The sequence below is a fragment of the Microbacterium sp. AG157 genome (assembly GCF_003385695.1).
Taxonomy (GTDB): domain Bacteria; phylum Actinomycetota; class Actinomycetes; order Actinomycetales; family Microbacteriaceae; genus Microbacterium; species Microbacterium testaceum.
In genome coordinates this window covers 541,549-562,686 of sequence record NZ_QRDK01000002.1, presented here as the reverse complement: position 1 = coordinate 562,686, position 21,138 = coordinate 541,549, and the positions used below count along the sequence as shown (strand labels likewise).

Below are 21,138 nucleotides of genomic sequence, written 5' to 3'. Positions count from 1 at the left end.
AGATAACAATGGCTACCAAGTCCAAGGCATTCCGCGCCGCAGCTGAGAAGATCGCGGCCGACACGTTCTACACCCCGACCGAGGCCGTCGCCCTCGCGAAGGAGACCGGCTCGAAGAAGTTCGACTCGACCGTCGAGGTCGCGCTGAAGCTCTCGGTCGACCCCCGTAAGGCCGACCAGATGGTCCGCGGCACGGTCATCCTCCCCCACGGCACGGGTAAGACCGCGCGCGTCATCGTCTTCGCCAACGGCCCCGCGGCCGAGGCGGCTCTCGCCGCCGGCGCCGACGAGGTCGGTGGCACCGAGCTCATCGAGAAGGTCGCGGCCGGCTACACGTCGTTCGACGCCGCCGTCTCGACCCCCGAGCTCATGGGCCAGGTCGGTCGTCTCGGTAAGGTCCTCGGACCCCGCGGCCTCATGCCGAACCCCAAGACCGGCACCGTGACCCCCAACCCGGCCAAGGCCGTCGAGGAGATCAAGGGCGGAAAGATCGAGTTCCGCGTCGACAAGCACGCCAACGTGCACTTCGTCGTCGGCAAGGCATCGTTCTCGGCCGAGCAGCTCGACGAGAACCTCAAGGCAGCTCTCGAGGAGATCGTCCGCCTCAAGCCCTCGAGCTCGAAGGGTCGTTACATCCAGAAGGGCGCCGTCTCGACCACCTTCGGTCCCGGCATCCCGCTGGACGTCAACGTCATCGTCTGACATCGGTCACCGAAAGCCCCGCCGCACCTCGTGTCGGCGGGGCTTTCGCGTTTCCGGGCGGCACTGCGCCTGCACGATCGTGCAATACGGCGTCATGTGGGAAGACCGTCGCGCCCGAGCGTGTTCTGCTGGAGGGTACGCCTGCACCGCGTACCCCCCACACCACTCACACATGTCTGGAACAGCTATGCCCCGTCGCCGTCTGACCGTCCTCGCCGCCACCCTCGGCCTCAGCGCCCTCGCGCTGACCGCCTGCAGTGGCGGTTCCACAGCGGCGAACCCCGACGCGGGGTCGGATCTCGGCTTGATCTCCGGCGGCACGCTGACCGTGGCCACCGAGGGTACCTACCGTCCCTTCTCGTACCACGAGGGTGCGGGCGAGCTGACGGGCTTCGACGTCGAGATCGCGAAGGCCGTCGCCGACAAGCTCGGTCTGCAGGTGAAGTTCCAGGAGACCCAGTGGGACGCGATCTTCGCGGGCCTGGATGCCGGCCGCTTCGACGTCATCGCCAACCAGGTCTCGATCAACCCCGAGCGCCAGGAGAAGTACACCTTCAGCTCGCCGTACACCGTCTCGCGCGGCGTCATCGTGACGACCGACAGCGACAATGCCATCTCGAGCTTCGCCGACCTGTCGGGCAAGACCACCGCCCAGTCGCTCACGAGCAACTGGTACGAGCTCGCGACGTCGAGCGGCGCCCAGGTCGAGGCCGTCGAGGGGTGGGCCCAGGCCGTCGCCCTGCTCAAGCAGGGTCGCGTCGACGCCACGGTCAACGACCAGCTCACCTACCTCGACTACGAGAAGACCAACAGCCCGACCGGCCTGAAGATCGCCGCCACCACGGAGGATTCCTCCGAGAGCGCCTTCGCCTTCAAGAAGGGCCAGGACAAGCTGGCGGATGCCGTCGACGGAGCGCTCGACGAACTCCGCGCCGACGGAACCCTCGCCACGATCAGCGACAAGTACTTCGGCGCCGACGTCACGAAGTAACCAGCTGGTGTAAACCCCCGCGGATCATCCGCTTCCCCGCTCTAACGTGGGAGGCGGATGATCCGCTCGCGTGTGAGGAAGGAGGCTCATGAACGACATCTGGACCCTGCTCGTCGACTCGTTCTGGCCGATGGTTCTGGCCGGCATCACGGGCACGATCCCGCTGTCCCTGGCCTCGTTCGCGATCGGTCTCGTGATCGCGCTGGCCATGGCCCTGCTGCGCCTTTCGCGCAACGTGGTGCTGTCGGGCTTCGCCCGGTTCTACATCTCGATCATTCGCGGCACGCCCCTGCTGGTGCAGCTGTTCGTGATCTTCTACGGCCTGCCGTCGCTGGGACTGACGATCGATCCCTTCCCCGCGGCGGTCATCGCGTTCTCGCTGAACGTCGGCGGGTACGCGGCGGAGGTCATCCGCGCGGCCATCCTGTCCGTCCCGCGCGGGCAGTGGGAGGCGGCGCACACGGTGGGCCTGAACCGCCGCAAGACGCTGACGCGCATCATCCTGCCGCAGGCGGCTCGCGTCTCGGTGCCGCCCCTGTCGAACACGTTCATCTCGCTCGTGAAGGACAGCTCGCTGGCATCCCTCATCCTCGTCACCGAGCTTTTCCGCCAGGCGCAGGCCATCGCTGCCTTCTCGTACGAGTTCATGGCGGTGTATCTCGAAGCCGCGCTCATCTACTGGCTGTTCTGCCTCGTGCTGTCGTTCGGGCAGAACGCCCTGGAAAAGAGGCTGGACCGCCATGTCGCACACTGACACCGCCCCGCTGCTCGCCGTCTCGGGACTGCGGAAGAGCTTCGGCACCAACCGGGTCCTCGACGGTGTCGATCTCGAGGTGCGCCGCGGCGATGTGCTCGTGCTGATCGGGCCCTCCGGCTCTGGCAAGACCACGGTGCTGCGGTGCCTGAACGCTCTTGAGACCCCGGATGCCGGTGTGCTGGCGTTCGACGGGGGGCCGGTCGTGGACTTCTCGCAGAAGGTGTCGAAGTCCGATCGCACCGGGCTGCGCGATCGCTCGGCGATGGTGTTCCAGCACCACAATCTCTTCCCGCACCTCACCGTCATCCAGAACGTGATCGAGGGGCCGATCCAGGCGCACGGCGTCCCGAAAGCCGAGGCTGTCGCCCGTGCCGAGACCCTGCTCGCCCGCGTCGGCCTGTCGGAGAAGCGCGACGCGTACCCGTCCGAGCTCTCCGGCGGACAGCAGCAGCGCGTCGGCATCGTGCGCGCTCTGGCCCTGCAGCCCTCGTTGCTGCTATTCGACGAGCCGACCAGCGCACTCGACCCCGAGCTGGTGGGCGAGGTTCTCACGGTCCTCCGCGAACTGGCGAACGAGGGGTGGACGATGGTCATCGTCACGCACGAGCTCGGCTTCGCGCGCGAGGTGGCCGACGAGGTGCTGTTCTTCGACGCGGGAGTGATCGTCGAGCGCGGAGCGCCGTCCGAGCTCCTGCGCCAGCCGAAGAAGGAGCGTACTCGACGCTTCCTCGATCGTCTGCTGCGCCCGCTCGACGGCCCCGACCCCTCGGAGAGCGCGGAGTAACAGCCGGCGCCGTAGGGTCGAGGGATGAGCCGCCTCGAGAACCTTCTCGGCATCGACGTGCCGATCGTCCTCGGCCCGTTCGGCGGACTGTCGTCCGTCGCTCTGACCGCCGCCGTCAGCGACGGGGGAGGGCTCGGGTCCTTCGGACTGTACGGCTACACGCCCGACCGCATCCACGACACGGTGTCGCAGCTGCGCGCCGCCACCCCGCGGCCCGTCGCCGTGAACCTCTGGCTTCCGCGCGGTGACGAGGTGCGCCCCGAAGACATCGACGTGCAGCCGTTCGTCGACGCCGCGGCCCCGCTGTTCGCCGCGGCCGGTGTCGACGCGCCCACCCCGCCGACGGCGTTCCTGCCGCCCGTCGCCGACCAGCTCGACGCCGTCTTCGCGGCCCGGCCCGACGTGCTGAGCGTCGTCTTCGGGATTCCGGATGCCGACACCCTCATCGCGGCGCGTGAGCACGGCATCCGCGTGATCGGCACGGCGACCTCGGTCGCCGAGGCAGTCGCGCTCGAGGCGGCGGGAGTCGACGCCGTGGTCGCCACCGGCTCGGAGGCAGGCGGGCACCGGGTGTCGTTCCTGCGAGAGGCGTCGGCGTCTCTGGTCGGAACGTTCGCCCTCGTTCCGCAGGTGGTCGACGCCGTCGGTGTCCCGGTCATCGCCGCGGGCGGCATCGCCGATCGGCGTGGGGTCGCGGCCGCTCTCGCTCTGGGCGCCGAGGGGGTGCAGGTGGGGACGGCGTTCCTGCGCACCCGGCAGTCGGCGGCGACCGCAGCCCATCGCGACGCGATCGGACGAGCGGCCGACACCGACACGGTGCTGACTCGGGCGATGAGCGGGCGGCTGGCTCGCGGCATCCCGAATCGAGCGATGCACGAGCTCGAGGCGTCGGGGATGATCGCTCCTTTTCCCGCGCAGAACTGGCTGACCGGGGTGTTCCGCGCTGCGGCGACCGCGCGGGGCGACGGCGAGCTGGTGTCGCTGTGGGCGGGGCAGGCCGCGGCGCTGTCGCGCTTCGACGACGCCGCCGACGTCCTCGCCGAACTCACGGCCGGCCTCCCGGTCTGACTCAGGCGGTGGCGCGGATCTCGAACCCGGATGCCGCGTGCTCGGCGCCCTCGACGACGTCGACATCGTCGACGCGGGCCCCGGCCGGCCCATCGTGCGCCCAGGCGATCACGCCCTCGACGTCGTCGGGGTCTCCCGAGAGGAACGCCTCCACCGAACCATCCCGGCGGTTGCGCACCCAGCCGTCGACGCCGAGACGCTCCGCCTCTGTGCGCAGGGAGTATCGGAAGCCGACGCCCTGGACGCGGCCCGTCACCGTCATCGTCACCGTTCGCATCGGCCCATTCTCGCCGACGCCGCCGGGCCCTGGTGTCGTCGGTTCAGTGCGGCAGCACGAGGGAGAGCGCGACCGCGAACATCACCACGGCGATGATGCCGTCGAGAACGCGCCAGGCGCGCGGGGTGTCGAGCCACCGGCCGAGGAACCGCGCACCGAAGCCGAGGGCCGAGAACCAGACCAGGCTCGCGATGCACGCCCCCACCGCGAAGGCCCAGCGCCCGTCGCCGTGCGTCGACGCCACGGATCCGAGCAGGAAGACCGTGTCGAGGTACACGTGCGGATTGAGCCAGGTGAGGGCGAGGCATGTCAGCACCGTCGCCGTCAGCGTGGTGCGCGCCGGACGGGTCTGTATCGTCGTGCCGCCGGCCGTCGGTGCGGAAGGGGATGTCGAGGTGTCCAGGTGCAGCGTCGCGCCGCTGGGACGCAGGGCGCGGCGCGCGGCGAGGAGGCCGTAGCCGACGAGGAACGCGGCCCCCGCCCACCGGACGACCACGATCAGCCACGGCACCGCCTGCAGCACCAAGCCCACGCCCGAGACGCCGAGCAGGATCAGAACGGCATCGGAGAGCGCGCAGACCGCCACCACGGCGAGGAGCTGCTCGCGGCGGATGCCCTGACGCAAGACGAAGAGGTTCTGGGCGCCGATGGCGACGATGAGAGAGAAGCCGAGACCGAGGCCGGCGAGCAGGGAGGGGAGCACGTAGGCGACGCTAGGGACGGAGTGAGGCGTAGACCAGCTCAGGATTCTGCAGCACCGTTAGCATTCCTTCATGCCGATACCCTTCGATCTGGCCCGGACGCTCGCTGTCGTCGTCGAAGAGGGGACCCTGGATGCCGCCGCCCGGCGTCTGCACATCACCCCCTCCGCGGTGAGTCAGCGCATCCGAGCGCTCGAGGATCAGCTCGGGCGCGTGGTGCTCGTGCGCAGCAAGCCCGTGCGCGCCACCGAAGCAGGCGGTGCCGTGGTGCGACTGGCTCGCCAACTCGCCCTGCTCGAGCACGACGCCCTCGCCGCGATCGGCGCGGAAGGGGGAGCCGTGGCATCCGTCCCGCTGGCGGTGAACGCCGACTCCCTCGCCACCTGGTTCCTGCCGCCGCTCGCCCGAGTGGCGGATCGTCGCGCCGTCGTGTTCGATCTGCACCGCGATGACCAGGACTTCACCGCCGGGCTCCTCGAATCCGGCACGGTGATGGCCGCGGTCACCTCGCGAGAGGCGCCCGTGGCCGGGTGTCGTGTGCGACGGCTCGGCGTGCTGCGGTACGAGGCGGTGGCCACCACTTCGTTCGCGGCGAAATGGTTCGCCGGAGGGGTCGACGCCGAGGCGCTCCGGGCCGCGCCCGTGGTGGACTTCGACCGGCGCGACGACCTGCAGACGCAGTGGTTGGCTCGCCGAGGAGTGCCCGCAGCGGCTCCGCCGCGGCACCGGGTTCCGGCATCGCAGGACTTCGCCACCGCCGTCGAACTGGGCCTCGGGTGGGGCTTGCTCCCGGGATTCCAGTCGGCGGGGGCGCTGCGTGCGGGCGAACTCGTGCGTCTCGGCGACGACCCCATCGACGTGCCGCTCTACTGGCAGCAGTGGAACCTCACCTCGCCACTGCTCGACGAGATCGCCGACGAGATCGTCGACGAGGGGCGCCGGATGCTGGCCGCGGGCTGAGCTCAGTCGTCGCTCACGCTCAGCACGATCTTGCCGCGCGTGTGCCCCCGCTCGATCTCGGTGTGCGCCGCGGCGGCGTCGTCGAGTTCGAAGACGTGCTCGACGTACACGCGCACGGCTCCCGACTCGAGCAGCCGCGTGATGGTCGCCAGAGCCCCGCCGTCGGGAATCGTCTTGTAATCGGTGGAGCGGATGCCACGCTCCGCGGCCGCCTCGCGGAAGCCGGGCCACGCCCCGGTGGGCACCTCGATGAGCAGACCACCCGGACGCAGCACCTCGAGCGAGCGGGTGCCGGTGTCGTCGGAGACGTTGCCGATGAGGTCGATGACGACGTCGACGTCGGAGACCACCTCTTCGAACCGCGTCGAGGTGTAGTCGACCACCTCGGCGGCACCCAGCTCGCGGAGCCACTCCAGGTTGCGCGGTGATCCGGTCGCGATCACGTGCGCGCCGAAGTAGGCGGCGAACTGCACCGCGAAGTGGCCCACGCCGCCGCTGCCCGCGTGCACCAGGATGCGCTGGCCCTGATGGGCGAGGGCCGTCTCGACCACGATGCCCCAGGCGGTGAGGGCCGCCACCGGCACACCGGCCGCCTCGACGTGCGAGAGAGACGAGGGCTTTCGGGCGAGGGAGAGGGTCGGGACGACGACGTACTCGGCGTATGAGCCGCTCGTGCGCGGCACGGTGGCCATGCCGTAGACCTCGGTGCCGACGGGAAAGGGGTGCGCGTCGAAGGGGGCACGCACGACCACTCCGCTCACGTCGAGTCCGAGCACGGCCGGCCACGACGAGATAGCGCCGGACAGGCCTCGTCCCGCGCGGGTCTTCGCGTCGATCGGGTTGACGCCGGCCGCGACCACCCGCACGAGCACCTCGCTCAGTACCGGCGTGGGGACCTCGATCTCGGCGAGGTGCAGTGCCTCGGGGTCGCCCGGGCCGTCGAAAACCACCGCGCGCATCGTGTCCGGCACCGACGGAGCGGGCTGGAGGACGGTATCGGGATGCGTCGATCGGAATCTCATCGGGCGCTCACTCTCGCTGCGGTCGGTTCGCGGCGACCTCGCCGCGGTTCCCACAGTCAACCCGGCCATTGTCTCGACGGTGTTACGCCTCGGTCACCGTGTCGCGAAGCCCGCCCGCCGCGCTCGCGCGGGAAGCGCGATCAGTCGCGAGCGGGGACTTCGCCGACGGCGAGAGCGTGCAGCAGCGTCGAGAGGTGACGGATGTCGTCGATCGTCCAGTCGGCGATCGCGTCGAACAGGCGGCTCTCATGCGGCGCGCGTGCCTCGGCCAGGCGGCCGTGGCCGACCTCGGTGACGGCGATGAGCCGTGAGCGACGGTCGTTCGGATCCGGCGTGCGCGTGACGAGGCCGAGCTCTTCGAGCTCGGTGATCGAACGGCTCAGGAACCCCTTGTCGGCGGCCAGACGCTCGGCCAGCGCGGACAGGGTCAGCGGACCGAAGCGGCTCACCACGGAGAGGGCTTTGAACGTCGCCGGCAGCATCCCCGGGCTCACGCGTTCCGCCGCTTCGGAGACGAAGCGGCGGAACACCGTCATGAGCTCCGAGAACGACGACTCGAGGGCCTGCACGGCCTCGCGGCGGTCGTCGTCCTTATCGCTCGTCACGTCAGCCATCCTCTCCCATCTCGGACGCACGGCGTGCACGGCGCGAGGAGCCGGCATCCTGTGTCGGGACGGTGCCGGTGGCCGAGAGCGTGGCCATGGCCTCGGGAACGGACACGGTGGCGAAGTCGGCCTCGCTCGCTGCGACGCGCTCGGTGGTGGTCATGCGGGTCAGCGGACGGTTCGGCAGGAACAGGATCGCGACGAGGCTCACGACCGCGACGGGCACGGCGATGAGGAACGAGTGCGCGATCGACTGCGCGTAGATGTCCTCGACGATGACGCGAACGCTCTCGGGGAGGGTCGACACCTGCGGGATGGCTCCCGACTGCAGGGTCTGCGCGACCGAGGCTCCGTCGGCGCCGAGGCCGATGATGGCGGCCTTGAGGTCGGCCGCGCGGTCGTTGAACAGGCTTGTCGCCATGCTCGCGAGAGCGGCGCCCATCACCGAGACGCCGATCGTGCCGCCGAGGCTGCGGAAGAACGTCACCCCGGAGCTCGCCGCGCCCATCTGCGTGGGGTTGGCGGTGTTCTGCACCACGAGGACGAGGTTCTGCATGGTCATGCCGACGCCCGCGCCCAGCAGGGCCATGTAGATCGAGACGAGGGCGAAGTTCGTGTCGTAGTGGATGGTCGACAACAGGAAGGAGCCCGCGATCAACAGCACGCCACCGGCGATGAGGAACGGCTTCCAGTGACCGAAGCGCGAGATCAGGGCGCCGACGACGATTGACGAGACGAGCAGACCGCCGATCATCGGGATCGTCATGACGCCCGCCTCGGTCGGCGTGGCGCCACGGGCCATCTGCATGTACTGGCTGAGGAACACCGAGGTGCCGAACATCGCAAGACCCGTCGCGATCGAGGCGATGGTGGCGAGGGTGAAGGTGGCGTCGCGGAACAGGGTGAGCGGGACGAGCGGCTCGGACGATCGCAGTTCGACGACGACGAAGAGGATCGCGGCGAGGACCGCGCCGCCGACCATGAGGAGCGTCTCGGTGCTCGCCCACTCGAAGGTGCTGCCGGCGTTGGTGACCCAGATGAGCAGGAGTGAGACGGCGGCCGAGAGCAGGACGATGCCGACGTAGTCGATCTTCACCGCGCGCTTCGCCCGCGCCGGAAGATGCAGCGTGCGCTGCTGGATGAGGAGCGCTGCGACCGCGAAGGGGAGGGCGACGAAGAAGTTCCAGCGCCAGCCGAAGGCGTCGGTGATGACGCCGCCGAGCAGCGGGCCGCCGACCGTGGCGACCGCCATGACCGCGCCGAACAGGCCCATGTAGCGACCCCGCTCGCGGGGGCTGATGATGTCGGCCATGATCACCTGGCTGAGGGCGGCGAGACCGCCGGCGCCGAGCCCCTGCACCGCGCGGAAGGCGATGAGCATGTCGGTGTTCTGCGAGAAGCCGGCGGCGGCGGTCGCGAGCACGAAGATCGCGATGGCGATCTGGATGAGGACCTTGCGGTTGAAGAGGTCGGCGAGCTTGCCCCAGATGGGCGTCGAGATCGCGGTGGTGAGCAGGGTCGCGGTGATGACCCAGGTGTAGGCGTTCTGGTCGCCGGAGAGGTCGTGCACGATGACGGGCAGCGAGGTCGACACGACGGTCGAGGCGAGCATCGACACGAAGGTGCCGAGCAGCAGGCCGATGAGGGCCGGAAGGACGCGCCGCTGGGCGGGCGCCTCGAGAGAAGAGGTTGTCATGCGGGAGCTCCACGAAAGGGGGACGGATGCCGCGACGACACTGGCGCGAGTAGTTGACTGATGTCAACGATACGCCTATTGATTGACTTGCGTCAACCATTAATCGAGGAGGGCGAGGGCCCGATACCTGTCCGTGGGTTCTTGTCGCACCGGAGCCGGTCGCCGCGCCTCCATGGTGCGGCGGTAGAGCTCGTCGATGAGGGAGGTGGCCAACCCGACGAGCTTCGCGATCTCGCGCTCGTCTCGGTCGATCCACTGGCATCGCGGCTCGTCGTGCATCGGCACGAAGCCGTCGTGCTGCTCCCACGCGACGAGGGTGCGTTCGGCGCCCAGCACGTGCTGCTGCCACCAAATCTGGCGCATGTACGTCTTGGGGATCGAGCGCCACGCCTTGTTGGTGGTCTTGATCTCGGCGAGCACGATGCGCCCCTCGCCGTCGACGACCACGCCGTCGGGGGTCGCGAGATGACGCTTCTCGACCACCGCGTGATAGAGCGCGGACGACGGACGGATGCCGTGGGTCGCCGCCACCCAGGCGGCGATCTCGGGCTCGCGACGGCGACCGTGGGCCGTGAAGGCGTTGCCCGAGAAGTTCGAGCCCATGAGCTTGGCATCCGCGGCTCTCGAGATCGCATTGGCGCTCGTGAGGGTGGCCACATCGGTCGCGGTGATCCCCCGGGATCGGGCGCGGATCCAGGCGACGCGGTCGCGCGAGTCGGCGACGATCCGGGCGTCCAGGTCGGCGCTTCGCGAGGCGACGAGCTCGGGGGACATGCGTTCGACCCTAACCCGGTCCGCCCGAGGTTCGCGCGCGAGGGGCGGCGCGTCGGCATCCGGGGTCTTGTGGGCGAAGTAAGGGTGACCTAAGTTATGTGCATGAGCTCGGACGGTCCCTCGCTGCGTCGCCCCGACGGTGGTCGCTGGTGCGATCTCGAAGGTGCGGTGCTGCTCGGCGGCGACGCGCGGAACGTCCCCGACATGAGGCGAATCGTCGCCGCCCTCTCTCCCGAGGCGCACGCGACCGTTCTGGTCGAGGTCTGCGGGGTGGGGGAGATCGAGGCGTTCGACGCCCCGTCGGCACGGGTGAGTTGGCTCGACCGCACGCTCGACGGCGAGCTGCGCCCGCGCGGCGAGAGGCTCGCGGCGGCGATCCACGCGTGGTGCGCCGAGTGGTCCTGCGGTGAGGCACCCGTGTGCACCGTATGGCTCGGTGCGCGCACACCGTCTCGCATCGTGCGCATGACGCGGGCGATGCTGCCGGAGTCGCGGGTCTCCTGAGGCGGGGCGGGTGGGGCGGGTGGTGGGCGCTGTCCGGGTTCCGAGACGCACCTGTCTCGCGTGGACGCAGTCGTCTCGTGGGGGCGTACACGTCTGGTGAGGACGCAGTCATCTGGTGAGGACGCACCCGTCTCGCGAGGACGCACGCGGTCACTCGCGATGCTCTGCGTCTTCGCTGATGGGATGCGTCTTCGAAGCCCTCTCCGTGCCTTCTGTTGGGCGCGTGGCTGTGGATAACGCACGACGCCATGCTGCCGGATTCGACAGGGTGGGCGTATGCAGACGGAATCAGCGGTCGTGCGAGCCCGACGGTCGCTGTTCTCCCGAGACGAGCTCAGTGAGCGCGGTGTGTCGGATGCTGAGATGCGCAAGGCCGGGGCTGCGGGGGATTGGCACCGGATTCAGGCGGGCGTCTACATTGCTCGCAAGGAGTGGGAAGCGGCGCGGCCGAGCGACCGTCATCGCTTCGCCGTCCTGGCCGCCGTCGACCGCTCGCGGGACGCCGTCGGCGTGCTCTCACATCTCTCGGCGGCTGTACTGCACGGTCTCCCGGTGTATCGGTTCCGCGAAGAGCCTGTTCACACGACGGTTCCTCGCGCTTCGCATCCTCCAAGTGGACGTACGATCCGACGGCATACGGGGGTGCTCGACCCGGCGGACGCTGTCGTCGTCGACGGCATCCGCTGCACCTCTCTCGAGCGGACCGTACTCGATATCGCGTGCACGCAACCGCGCGAGGTGGCTCTGAGCTGCGCCGACGGGGCCCTGCGTCGAGTCTCAGTCAAGGATCGGCGGTTCGATCCCGATGCGCAGGCGCTCTGGCGTGACGTCATGCGGGAGCGCGTTGAGCGTGCGAGGGGGCGACGCGGCGTGCGCGCTGCCGAATGGATCGTTGACTTCGCCGACGGTCGGGCGGAGCTCCCGGGCGAGAGCGTGAGCAGGCTGCAGCTGCATCGACTCGGTTTCCGTCGCCTGGACCTGCAGGTGGCGGTGAAAGGACCTCGTGGGTTCGACTACTTCGTCGACATCGCCCTGCCTGACGCGCAAACGTTTTGGGAGTTCGACGGAGAAGTGAAGTACAGAGACGTCTCGATGCGCCGGGGCCGCTCCGTCGAAGACGTGCTATTGGATGAGAAGCGGCGTGAGGACTGGATTCGCGGGGTCACGCAGTGGCGAGTGTGTCGCGGAGGCTTCGCCGACATCGTCTCGCCGGAGGCGCTCGCGGCCCGCCTGGCGGCATTCGGAGTGCGACCGCCGCGCTGATGCGGGCCGTAATCGTCATGCTGGCGGGGCCAAGACGCACGCGTTCGCTGAGGACGCAGTTGTTGGGGGCGAATCGGACGCGGTCACGACGAACGCGTGCGTCGTCGGCAACCCTGCGGGGTCGGCGGGGCGGGCGGGCCGGGCGGGCCGGGCGGCGAGGGCGGGGTTGGCGGGAAGAGCGGGCCGGTTTGGCGGGGGAGCGGGCGTCGGGTACATTAGTGGTCAAGCCAAAGACCGTCGGTTATCGGAGTGCTCGCATTCCGATCGAAGCGTCTGCTGAAAAGCAGAGGACCTACGCAGGTAAACGAACTCTCCTTCGGGAATCCGAGCTCCGTGCGCCTGCGCCGGAGCTCTTCTTTTTGTCCGGACCCGGTGTCTTCGGCCGGCGCCCCGCCACCGCGGAGCGCCTCGTTCACACAAGGAGTGGCCATGGCGCAGAAGGATGCATCGGTCGCCGAGCTCACGAAGAACTTCGAGAGCTCGACCGCCGTTCTGCTGACCGAGTACCGCGGTCTGACGGTTGCCCAGCTCAAGCAGCTGCGCAACGACATCCGTCAGGACGCGGATTACGCCGTGGTGAAGAACACGCTGACCAAGATCGCCGCGGCTAACGCGGGGGTCACGGGACTGGACGACGAGCTCAAGGGCCCGTCTGCCATCGCGTTCGTGCACGGTGACCCTGTCGCCGTCGCGAAGAGCCTGCGTGCCTTCGCCAAGGCTAACCCTCAGCTCGTGGTGAAGGGCGGCTACTTCGATGGCGCCGCTCTGACCGCGGATGAGGTCAACAAGCTCGCCGATCTCGAAAGCCGTGAAGTCCTGCTGGCGAAGCTCGCCGGTGCGATGAAGGCGACGATGACCAAGGCGGCATACGTCTTCCAGGCGCTTCCGTCGAAGGCCGTTCGCACGGTCGACGCGCTGCGCGAGAAGCAGGACACCGCGGCCTGACCCGGCCCGGATGATTAACCCGATCAAGGAGATACAACATGGCTAAGCTCAGCACCGAAGAGCTGCTCGACGCGTTCAAGGAGCTCACCCTCATCGAGCTCTCCGAGTTCGTCAAGGCGTTCGAGGAGACCTTCGACGTCACCGCTGCCGCCCCCGTGGCCGTTGCCGGCCCCGCCGCCGGTGGCGCTGCCCCCGCCGAAGAGGCCGAGGAGAAGGACTCGTTCGACGTCGTCCTCGAGGCCGCCGGTGACAAGAAGATCCAGGTCATCAAGGTCGTCCGCGAGCTCACCTCGCTCGGCCTCGGCGAGGCCAAGGCCGTCGTCGATGGTGCTCCCAAGGCCGTGCTCGAGGGCGCGAACAAGGAGACCGCCGAGAAGGCCAAGGCTGCCCTCGAGGAGGCCGGCGCTTCGGTGACCCTGAAGTAATTTCGCTTCACGCGGTCGCTTCAACGCGATAAACGAAGGCCCGGATGCCACTGGCATCCGGGCCTTCGTCGTTTCCCGCCGGAGGTGGGGTCGTCGGCCGTTCGAGGACGACGTCGCCTTCGCTCCCGTGAGACGCGGTTTCACCCGCCGAGGTACTGATGTTCACCAGATCGAAATAAAGAAGCCTGGGAAAAGGGTATGTGGATCGTTTACGGTCGTTGAGAACCCCCCGTCGATCCCCCCACCTCCGACGTCGCCTTGTGCACGCCGGTACTTGGAGACCCATGCCCTCCGATGCTTCGCGCGTGTCCGCGCGCCGTTTCACCGCCGCACTGAGCGCCGCCCTCGGCGTCGCCCTGCTCGGTTCCGCGATCGTCCCGCTGCCGGCGTCGGCTGCCGTCGGCTCCAAGGTGGTGATCAACGAGGCCTACCTGAAGGGTGGGAGCTCCGGCGCCTTCTTCAACCGGAAGTTCGTCGAGCTCTACAACGCCGGTGACACCGCGCAGGATCTCAGCGGGTGGTCGCTGCAGTATCGCGCCGCGACGAACGTCGCCAAGGGTAACGTGCAGAAGCTGACCGGCTCGATCGCCGCGGGCGGCTACTACCTCATCGCCCTCCCCGGCAACGGCAACCCGCCGGCCGGTGCGGACCTGCCCGCCGCCGACCTGACGAGCACCACCATCACGCCCTCGGGGACCAACGGCCAGCTCCTTCTCGCCAACGTCGGCGAGGCGGTCGCACCGGCAGCCGGCAACGTCACCGATGCCCGCGTGGTCGACTTCCTCGGCTACGGCTCCGCCGTCAGCTTCGAGACGAAGGCCGCCACGGTCGCCGAAGGCAACACCACGCCCAACGCTCTCGTCCGCACCGATTTCGTCGACACCAACGACAACTCCGCGGACTTCACCAACACCACGACCGTGACGCCGCAGGGCTCGGGTAGTGCCACGCCGAACCCCGACCCGTCGGGATCGGCCTCGCCCTCGCCCTCGCCCTCCACCTCGCCGACGCAGGCGCCCCCGGTCACGCCGGGAACGGTCATCCCGATCAGCGAGATCCAGGGCACGGGTGCCACCACACCCCTGGCCGATCAGACCGTCACCACGCGCGGCATCGTGACCGCCGCGTATCCGACCGGCGGCTACAACGGCTTCTTCATTCAGACCCCCGGCACCGGTGGCGAGATCGATCCCCAGACGCATCTGGCATCCGACGCCGTGTTCGTGTACGGCTCGGCCGCGACGGCGAAGGTGGCCGTCGGCCAGCACGTCGAGGTGACCGGTACGGCCAAAGAGTTCTCGGGCCAGACGCAGATCACCGCCGAGGCCTCCGGGGTGAGCGTGCTCACCGAGCAGGCGGCCGCCGTGCAGCCCGCGAAGATCACGTGGCCGAAGACCGACGACGAGCGCGAGCGCTTCGAGGGCATGCTCCTCGCGCCGCAGGGTGACTTCACCGTCACGAACTCGTACTCGACCAACCAGTACGCCGAGGTGGGTCTCGCCGCGGGCACCACGCCGCTGCGCACCCCCACCGACGTGGCTGTTCCCGACAGCCCCGAGTACGTCGCGGCGGTCGCCGACAACAACGCCCGAGCCGTGGTGCTCGACGACGGCGCGTCGATCAACTTCCTGAGCGACGCCAACAAGGGCATCCCCCTGCCGTACGTGTCGCTGACGAACCCGGTGCGCGTCGGCGCCCCGGTGACCTTCACGAAGCCGGTGGTCCTCGATTACCGCAACAACGCCTGGAAGTTCCAGCCGACGCAGCAGCTGACGGTAGACAACGCCAAGGACGTGCAGCCCGCGACCTTCGCGAACACCCGCACGAAGGCGCCCGCGCCGGTCGGCGGTGATCTGAAGATCTCGAGCTTCAACGTCCTCAACTACTTCACCACGACCGCCGAGAGCGTCGGATGCACCTCGGTCTACCGGGACCGCGAGGGCAACCCGATCACCGCGGACACGTGCCCCGCGCCCGGTCCCCGTGGCGCCGCGAACGACGCCAACCTCAAGCGCCAGCAGGACAAGATCGTCGCCGCGATCAACGGCCTCGGCGCCGACGTCGTCTCGCTCGAAGAGATCGAGAACTCCGCGAAGTTCGGCAAGAACCGCGACGCGGCGCTGTCGACCCTCGTCGGCGCCCTCAACACGGCGCTCGGTTCGCAGCAGTGGGCGTTCGTGCCCTCGCCCGCGGCCCTGCCCGCGACGGAGGACGTCATCCGCACGGCCTTCATCTACAAGAAGGCCGTCGCCGCTCCCGTGGGCGACAGCGTGATCCTCGACGACGCCGCATTCCGCAACGCACGCCAGCCGCTCGCGCAGGCGTTCGCCCCGGTCGCGTTCCCGGATGCCAAGATCCTGGCGATCGTGAACCACTTCAAGTCGAAGGGCGACAGCAACCCCAAGGCCGCGGGTGACAACGCCAACGGCATCCAGGGCGCGTTCAACGGCGATCGGGTGCGTCAGGCGGAGGCCCTCGGGAACTTCGCGAAGACGCGCTCGGCCGCCGTCGGCACGGATGACGTGTTCCTTCTCGGAGACTTCAACTCCTACTCGCAGGAGGACCCGATCCAGAAGCTGCGGGACTTCGGTTTCGAGCCGCTGGAGGCCGGCACGGGCAAGTACTCGTACTCGTTCAGCGGCCAGTCGGGTTCGCTCGACCACGTCCTCGCGTCGCCCTCGGCGCGTGAGCTGGTCACCGGCGCCGACATCTGGAACATCAACGCCGTCGAGGCGCTCGCCCTGGAGTACAGCCGCTTCAACTACAACGCGGTGAACTTCTACGACACGACGCCGTACCGCTCCAGCGACCACGATCCGGTCATCGTCGGCCTCGATCTGTCGCCGACCACCCAGGTGAACCTGATCGGCATCAACGACTTCCACGGTCGCATCGACGCCAACACGGTGCGATTCGCCGGAACCGTCGAGCAGGTGCGCGCGCAGTACGGAGAGAAGAACTCCCTCTTCATCTCCAACGGTGACAACATCGGCGCCTCGGTGTTCGCCTCGTCGTACTTCGGCGACAAGCCGACCATCGACGTGCTGAACGCGCTCGACCTGAGGGCCTCGGCCGCGGGGAACCACGAGTTCGACAAGGGTGCAGACGACCTCACGGGGCGCGTCGACACGCTCGCCGACTTCCCCTACCTGGCCGCGAACGTCTTCAAGGACGGCAAGCCGCTCCTGCAGGAGTACGCGATCTTCGAGGTCGACGGCGTGCGCGTCGGCGTCATCGGAGCCATCACGGAGTCGACCCCGACGTTGGTCACACCCAGCGGCATCCAGGGGATCGAGTTCCGGGATCCGGTCGCCGAGGTCAACCGTGTGGTCGCCCAGATCGACGACCAGGTCGACGTGATCGTGGCCCAGTACCACGAGGGCTCCGGTACCGGTCAGGCCACGACGACGCTCGAGCAGGCCCTCGCGGCGGGTGGCCCGTTCGCCGAGATCGTGAACCAGACCTCACCCGAGGTGGATGCCATCTTCACCGGTCACACGCACCAGCTCTACGCGTGGAACGCGCCGATCCCGGGCCGCGAGGGCACCCGCCCGATCGTCCAGACCGGCAGCTACGGCGAGAACATCGGTCAGATCGTGTTGAATGTCGACGACGACGGTGACGTCGTGAGCTCCTCCGCGCGTAACGTCGCTCGACTCGGGGGCAAGGACGCGGCCGTCAACGCGGCGCTGGACGCGGAGCTCATCCGGACCTACCCGCGCGTGGCCGAGGTCGACGCGATCGTGAAGGCAGCCCGTGCCGAGGCGGATGTGGTGGGGCAGAAGGAAGTGGGTTCGGTGAGCGCGGACATCACGACGGCCTTCAGCGGCGGCTCGTACGTCGACGGCGTCTACACCGGTGGCGCGCGCGGCGACCGCACCAAGCAGTCCGCCCTGGGCGGGCTGGTCGCGGATGCTCTGCTCGACTCCCTCGACGACGCCGACCGTGGCGGTGCGGAGGTCGCATTCGTCAACCCGGGCGGCCTGCGCGACGAGCTGCTCTACGGCTCGGACGGCGTGATCACCCTGGCCGAGGCCAATGCCGTCCTGCCGTTCCTGAACAACCTGTGGACCACGACGCTCACGGGTGATCAGATCCGACAGGTGCTCGAGCAGCAGTGGGGCGACTTCTCGAAGCGCACCGACGATGCCAACCTCGCGCTCGGCGTGTCGGAGAACCTCCGGTTCACGTACGACGCGTCGCTTCCGGCCGGTCAGCGCGTCACGGGCGTCTGGATCGACGGTCAGGCCGTCGACCCGGCGAAGGGGTACCGCGTGGGCTCGTTCAACTTCCTGCTCGGCGGCGGTGACAGCTTCTCGGTCTTCGCGCGAGGCACGGACACCCGTGACTCCGGGCTGATCGACCGCGACGCGTGGATCCGGTACCTCACCGACAACCCCGGTCTGACGCCGGACTTCACCGCCCGCGGGGTGCAGGTCTCGGGCTCCACGACGGCCGCCCCGGGTGCCGACCTCACGGTGACGGTGTCGAACCTGAATCTCACGTCGCTGGGTGCGCCGGAGAACACGACCCTCGACGCCTCTTTCGGGGCCGAGGCCGCTTCGACCCGCCTCGCCCTGTTCGCCGCTCCCACGGCGCGGATCGCGGCTCTCGCCGCCCCGGCGGCGACGAGCGTCCCCGTCGTGAACGGGTCCGCGACCGTCACCCTGGGCGTGCCCGCGGACGCGGTCGGAACACTGCAGTTGCGTCTGGTGGCGCAGCCCAGCGGAACCGACGTGATCGTCCCCGTGCGGGTCGCGGCGCCCGGTGACGGTGTCGGCACCCCCGGCGACGGAGCGGGCCAGGGCCAGGGCCAGGGCGGTTCGGGTCAGGGTTCCGGCTCGGGTGCTCTGCCCACCACCGGCTCCGACACGGCGTGGATGGGTGCGGGCGTGCTCGCCGCCCTCGCGTTGCTGGGCCTGGGACTCGTGGCCCGTCGGCGCGCGACGCGCCAGGCCGACTGATCGGGGACGGGAAGGGTCCCGGATGCCACGGCATCCGGGACCCTTCCCGTCTATGCGGAGCGCGGGGGAGCGGTCGAGGCGCGCACGACGAGCCGCGTGTCCGCTTCGGTGCGCCACGCGGGGTGATCGCCCGTTCCCTCGATCATCGAGAGCAGCATGCGCGTCGCCTCGACTCCCTGTGCCTGCGGGAACTGCTCGATCGTGGTGAGCGAGAACATCTCGGCGTAGTCGTGCCCGTCGATCCCGACGACGCTGAGCTCGGTGGGGACCGAGATGCCCATGCGGCGCGCGGCGATGATGACGCCGATCGCGACCTCGTCGCAGGCAGCGACCACTCCCGTAGGACGCGATGCCGCGTCGGCCAGGAACGATGCCGCAGCCGCGTATGCGTCGGTGATCGTGAGTGTCGAGGGGACGCTGCGGATCCGCACGGCCAGGCCGTGGTCGTTCATCGCGTTGCGGTACCCGATGGAGCGTTCGTCGACGTCTTTCGCCGGCGCATCGCTGCGCGGGGTGCTGCCGACGAAGGCGATGTCGGTGTGACCGAGCGCGATGAGGTGCTGCGTGATGATGCGCGTGATGGCGATGTTGTCGAGGCCGAGGGTGGGCACCCCGCTCAAGGCGTTGCCGATGCTCACCACGGGCTTGCCGATGTTCGCCAAGCGTTCCAGGTCGGCGTCGTCGGGTTCGAGGGCGACGGCGATGATGCCGTCGAAGCGTTTGCGGGCGAGGTAGGTCGAGTACAGGCTTTCGCGGTCGTTCGAGCCGGGCTCCGCGACGTACAGCGTGACGTCGTAGCCGAGCGGGATCAGGGTGCGTTCCACGCCCTCGACGATCGAGCCGAAGTACCAGCGGTTCACTTTCGGAACGATCAGGGCGATCGTGCGCGTCCGCCCCGTCGCGAGGCTCACCGCGCTCGTCGAGGGCACATAACCGAGGGATGCCGCGGCGTCGGCGACGCGCTGGCGCGTGCCGTCGGAGACGTAGCCGCCGCCCGTGAGGGCGCGGCTCGCCGTCGACTTCGACACGCCGGCCAGGCGTGCCACATCGGCGATTCCGCTCATGCCGTGATCTTCCTCGTGAGGGGTCGACATCCGTGTCGACCTCGAAAACAGTATCCGAGAATTCGCGAAAGTGGAACCGGTCCCGGCCCGATCTGCTGGCCGTTTTCCGCGTCTTTCCGCTAGTTATCCGTTCGTGACCTGAGGTCGGTTGCAACTCTTGTGGATTGCCTCTACGGTTGCCTGGAATCGGTTCCCGACGGGATCCGGTGCACCAAGACACTCAAAGAGGAGAGACCACATGGGTATGTCACAGCGGTACCGTCTGCTGGCGCCCGTCGGGCTGTTGGCGATCGGTGCGATCGCTCTCGCGGGCTGCGCGGAAGGCGACAGCGGCGGCACGAGCGGTTCCGGAGGCGAGACGACGGTCCGCATCTCCGGCGGCATCACCGGTAGCGAGGCCGATCTGCTGAACCAGTCGTTCGACCAGTTCACCAAGGACACCGGTATCAAGGTCGTCTACACCGGCGACAAGAGCTTCGAGGGCAACATCGTCACCAAGGTGACCGGTGGCGATGCCCCCGACATCGCGATCGTTCCCCAGCCGGGTCTGCTCAAGACCCTCATCGGCACGGGAGATGTGAAGAAGGCGTCCGACACCGTGTCGTCGAACGTCGACCAGTACTGGGGCGAGGACTGGAAGTCCTACGGCAGTGAGGACGGCACGTTCTACGCCGCCCCCATGCTCGCGAACCTCAAGGGCTATGTCTGGTACTCGCCCGCGAAGTTCAAGGAGTGGGGCGTCGAGATCCCCAAGACGCTCGACGAGCTCATGACCCTCACAGCGACGATCCAGCAGAAGACGGGCGCGGCGCCCTGGTGCGCCGGTTTCGCTTCGGGTGACGCGTCGGGCTGGCCCGGAACCGACTGGATCGAAGACATGGTGCTGCGTCAGTCCGGCGCCGACGTCTACGACAAGTGGGTCGCCAACGAGGTCAAGTTCACCGACGCGCCGATCAAGGAGGCCTTCGAGGCCACCGGCAAGATCCTGCTGAACCCCTCGTACGTCAACGCCGGCTTCGGCGACGTCAAGAGCATCAACTCGGTCGCCTTCGCCGACGTGGCCGCCAAGGTCGCCGACGGCAGCTGCCCGATGACGCACCAGGCCTCGTTCCTGTCGTCGAACTTCCTCACGGTCAAGAACGCCGCGGGACAGACGCCGACCGTCGCTCCCGACGGCGACGTCTACGCGTTCCTGCTCCCGGGCGTGACCGAGGGCAAGCTCGCGGTCGAGGGCGGTGGCGAGTTCGTCACGACCTTCTCCGACGACGCGAACGTCCAGAAGGTCGCCGAGTTCATGTCGACGCCCGACTTCGCCAACGCCCGCGTCAAGCTCGGCGGCGTGATCTCGGCCAACAAGGGTGCCGACCCGTCGCTCGCCTCGAGCGAGTTCCTCCAGGAGGCCATGAAGGTCGTCCAGGATCCGAACACCACGCTGCGTTTCGACGCCTCGGACCTCATGCCGGCCACCGTCGGCTCGGGTTCGTTCTGGAAGGGCATGGTCAGCTGGATCGACGGTACGCCGACCGACCAGGTGCTGAGCGACATCCAGACCGGCTATAACAACTAATCAGCCGCCGCACCACCGATGGGCCGCCCGCCACGCGGGCGGCCCATCCGGGTCCATACTTCTATTCCGC

Annotated in this window: 19 protein-coding genes; 12 read left to right on the top strand and 7 right to left on the bottom strand. The window is 68.7% G+C overall.

Going from position 1 to position 21,138, the window contains the following annotated elements; genetic code table 11:
- Positions 1 to 8: 8 nt before the first annotated feature.
- From rplA to DEU35_RS08470, 5 genes are all read left to right on the top strand, one after another.
- Entirely contained in the window at positions 9 to 701 is a 693-nt protein-coding gene (gene rplA / locus DEU35_RS08490) for a 50S ribosomal protein L1 (protein WP_094734955.1), read from the top strand.
- 187 nt (positions 702 to 888) lie between these two features.
- Positions 889 to 1,692 (top strand): amino acid ABC transporter substrate-binding protein, encoded by an 804-nt coding sequence (locus DEU35_RS08485; RefSeq protein WP_103205969.1) that lies wholly within the window; start codon positions 889 to 891, stop codon positions 1,690 to 1,692.
- 88 nt (positions 1,693 to 1,780) lie between these two features.
- Complete coding sequence (locus DEU35_RS08480) at positions 1,781 to 2,446, top strand: amino acid ABC transporter permease (protein WP_103205970.1); 666 nt, start codon at positions 1,781 to 1,783, stop codon at positions 2,444 to 2,446.
- The gene (locus DEU35_RS08475) at positions 2,433 to 3,233 is read left to right on the top strand and encodes an amino acid ABC transporter ATP-binding protein (protein ID WP_116239220.1); all 801 of its coding nucleotides are present in this window, start codon (positions 2,433 to 2,435) and stop codon (positions 3,231 to 3,233) included. Before DEU35_RS08480 ends, DEU35_RS08475 begins: the two co-directional genes overlap by 14 nt.
- Positions 3,234 to 3,257: 24 nt before the next feature.
- Entirely contained in the window at positions 3,258 to 4,301 is a 1,044-nt protein-coding gene (locus tag DEU35_RS08470) for a nitronate monooxygenase family protein (RefSeq protein ID WP_116239219.1), read from the top strand.
- A gap of 1 nt (position 4,302) precedes the next feature.
- Here the strand turns inward: DEU35_RS08470 and DEU35_RS08465 are convergent, their stop codons facing one another.
- Positions 4,303 to 4,578: an acylphosphatase gene (locus tag DEU35_RS08465; RefSeq protein WP_116239218.1), complete on the bottom strand. Its 276-nt coding sequence runs from the start codon at positions 4,576 to 4,578 to the stop codon at positions 4,303 to 4,305.
- Positions 4,579 to 4,621: 43 nt separating this feature from the next.
- Entirely contained in the window at positions 4,622 to 5,281 is a 660-nt protein-coding gene (locus DEU35_RS08460; RefSeq protein WP_116239217.1) for a LysE/ArgO family amino acid transporter, read from the bottom strand.
- A 70-nt stretch (positions 5,282 to 5,351) separates the two neighbouring features.
- Here DEU35_RS08460 and DEU35_RS08455 point away from each other — a divergent pair, with 70 nt between their 5' ends.
- Positions 5,352 to 6,239: a LysR family transcriptional regulator ArgP gene (locus DEU35_RS08455; RefSeq protein WP_116239216.1), complete on the top strand. Its 888-nt coding sequence runs from the start codon at positions 5,352 to 5,354 to the stop codon at positions 6,237 to 6,239.
- 2 nt (positions 6,240 to 6,241) lie between these two features.
- Here DEU35_RS08455 and DEU35_RS08450 read toward each other — a convergent pair whose 3' ends face one another.
- The 4 genes from DEU35_RS08450 to DEU35_RS08435 form a co-directional block, all read right to left on the bottom strand.
- Complete coding sequence (locus tag DEU35_RS08450) at positions 6,242 to 7,261, bottom strand: NADP-dependent oxidoreductase (RefSeq protein ID WP_103205976.1); 1,020 nt, start codon at positions 7,259 to 7,261, stop codon at positions 6,242 to 6,244.
- A gap of 140 nt (positions 7,262 to 7,401) precedes the next feature.
- A complete protein-coding gene (locus DEU35_RS08445) occupies positions 7,402 to 7,875 on the bottom strand; it encodes a MarR family winged helix-turn-helix transcriptional regulator (RefSeq protein WP_103205977.1) in 474 nt (157 codons plus the stop codon).
- Positions 7,868 to 9,562 carry an MDR family MFS transporter gene (locus DEU35_RS08440; RefSeq protein ID WP_116239215.1) on the bottom strand — a complete coding sequence of 565 codons (1,695 nt, stop codon included), beginning with the start codon at positions 9,560 to 9,562 and terminating at the stop codon, positions 7,868 to 7,870. Before DEU35_RS08440 ends, DEU35_RS08445 begins: the two co-directional genes overlap by 8 nt.
- 99 nt (positions 9,563 to 9,661) lie before the next feature.
- Positions 9,662 to 10,336 (bottom strand): YqaJ viral recombinase family protein, encoded by a 675-nt coding sequence (locus DEU35_RS08435; protein ID WP_103205979.1) that lies wholly within the window; start codon positions 10,334 to 10,336, stop codon positions 9,662 to 9,664.
- A gap of 102 nt (positions 10,337 to 10,438) precedes the next feature.
- On the opposite strand from DEU35_RS08435, the gene DEU35_RS08430 reads away from it, so the two are divergent.
- The 5 genes from DEU35_RS08430 to DEU35_RS08410 all read left to right on the top strand — a co-directional run bounded on the left by DEU35_RS08430 (position 10,439) and on the right by DEU35_RS08410 (position 18,437).
- Positions 10,439 to 10,840: an SIP domain-containing protein gene (locus DEU35_RS08430; RefSeq protein ID WP_141378425.1), complete on the top strand. Its 402-nt coding sequence runs from the start codon at positions 10,439 to 10,441 to the stop codon at positions 10,838 to 10,840.
- A gap of 276 nt (positions 10,841 to 11,116) precedes the next feature.
- On the top strand, positions 11,117 to 12,103 hold the full coding sequence (locus DEU35_RS17130) for a hypothetical protein (RefSeq protein WP_141378424.1): 987 nt from the start codon (positions 11,117 to 11,119) through the stop codon (positions 12,101 to 12,103).
- 429 nt (positions 12,104 to 12,532) lie between these two features.
- A complete protein-coding gene (gene rplJ / locus DEU35_RS08420; protein WP_094735742.1) occupies positions 12,533 to 13,048 on the top strand; it encodes a 50S ribosomal protein L10 in 516 nt (171 codons plus the stop codon).
- A gap of 38 nt (positions 13,049 to 13,086) precedes the next feature.
- Entirely contained in the window at positions 13,087 to 13,473 is a 387-nt protein-coding gene (rplL, locus tag DEU35_RS08415) for a 50S ribosomal protein L7/L12 (RefSeq protein WP_013585572.1), read from the top strand.
- Between the two features lie 305 nt (positions 13,474 to 13,778).
- Entirely contained in the window at positions 13,779 to 18,437 is a 4,659-nt protein-coding gene (locus tag DEU35_RS08410; protein ID WP_258873431.1) for an ExeM/NucH family extracellular endonuclease, read from the top strand.
- A 50-nt stretch (positions 18,438 to 18,487) separates the two neighbouring features.
- On the opposite strand, the gene DEU35_RS08405 is transcribed toward DEU35_RS08410, so the two are convergent.
- Positions 18,488 to 19,501: a LacI family DNA-binding transcriptional regulator gene (locus tag DEU35_RS08405; protein ID WP_103206414.1), complete on the bottom strand. Its 1,014-nt coding sequence runs from the start codon at positions 19,499 to 19,501 to the stop codon at positions 18,488 to 18,490.
- A gap of 238 nt (positions 19,502 to 19,739) precedes the next feature.
- Here DEU35_RS08405 and DEU35_RS08400 point away from each other — a divergent pair, with 238 nt between their 5' ends.
- A complete protein-coding gene (locus tag DEU35_RS08400; RefSeq protein WP_103205983.1) occupies positions 19,740 to 21,068 on the top strand; it encodes an ABC transporter substrate-binding protein in 1,329 nt (442 codons plus the stop codon).
- Positions 21,069 to 21,138 lie beyond the last annotated feature (70 nt).

Coding starts and splice junctions, on each gene's coding strand:
- DEU35_RS08470 (WP_116239219.1), top strand. CDS start 3,258: ATGAGCCGCCTCGAGAACCTTCTCGGCATCGACGTGCCGATCGTCCTC.
- rplJ (WP_094735742.1), top strand. CDS start 12,533: ATGGCGCAGAAGGATGCATCGGTCGCCGAGCTCACGAAGAACTTCGAG.
- rplL (WP_013585572.1), top strand. CDS start 13,087: ATGGCTAAGCTCAGCACCGAAGAGCTGCTCGACGCGTTCAAGGAGCTC.
- DEU35_RS08475 (WP_116239220.1), top strand. CDS start 2,433: ATGTCGCACACTGACACCGCCCCGCTGCTCGCCGTCTCGGGACTGCGG.
- DEU35_RS08440 (WP_116239215.1), bottom strand. CDS start 9,562: ATGACAACCTCTTCTCTCGAGGCGCCCGCCCAGCGGCGCGTCCTTCCG.
- DEU35_RS08480 (WP_103205970.1), top strand. CDS start 1,781: ATGAACGACATCTGGACCCTGCTCGTCGACTCGTTCTGGCCGATGGTT.
- rplA (WP_094734955.1), top strand. CDS start 9: ATGGCTACCAAGTCCAAGGCATTCCGCGCCGCAGCTGAGAAGATCGCG.
- DEU35_RS08455 (WP_116239216.1), top strand. CDS start 5,352: ATGCCGATACCCTTCGATCTGGCCCGGACGCTCGCTGTCGTCGTCGAA.
- DEU35_RS08450 (WP_103205976.1), bottom strand. CDS start 7,261: ATGAGATTCCGATCGACGCATCCCGATACCGTCCTCCAGCCCGCTCCG.
- DEU35_RS08485 (WP_103205969.1), top strand. CDS start 889: ATGCCCCGTCGCCGTCTGACCGTCCTCGCCGCCACCCTCGGCCTCAGC.
- DEU35_RS08435 (WP_103205979.1), bottom strand. CDS start 10,336: ATGTCCCCCGAGCTCGTCGCCTCGCGAAGCGCCGACCTGGACGCCCGG.
- DEU35_RS08465 (WP_116239218.1), bottom strand. CDS start 4,578: ATGCGAACGGTGACGATGACGGTGACGGGCCGCGTCCAGGGCGTCGGC.
- DEU35_RS08400 (WP_103205983.1), top strand. CDS start 19,740: ATGGGTATGTCACAGCGGTACCGTCTGCTGGCGCCCGTCGGGCTGTTG.
- DEU35_RS08445 (WP_103205977.1), bottom strand. CDS start 7,875: ATGGCTGACGTGACGAGCGATAAGGACGACGACCGCCGCGAGGCCGTG.
- DEU35_RS08405 (WP_103206414.1), bottom strand. CDS start 19,501: ATGAGCGGAATCGCCGATGTGGCACGCCTGGCCGGCGTGTCGAAGTCG.
- DEU35_RS17130 (WP_141378424.1), top strand. CDS start 11,117: ATGCAGACGGAATCAGCGGTCGTGCGAGCCCGACGGTCGCTGTTCTCC.
- DEU35_RS08430 (WP_141378425.1), top strand. CDS start 10,439: ATGAGCTCGGACGGTCCCTCGCTGCGTCGCCCCGACGGTGGTCGCTGG.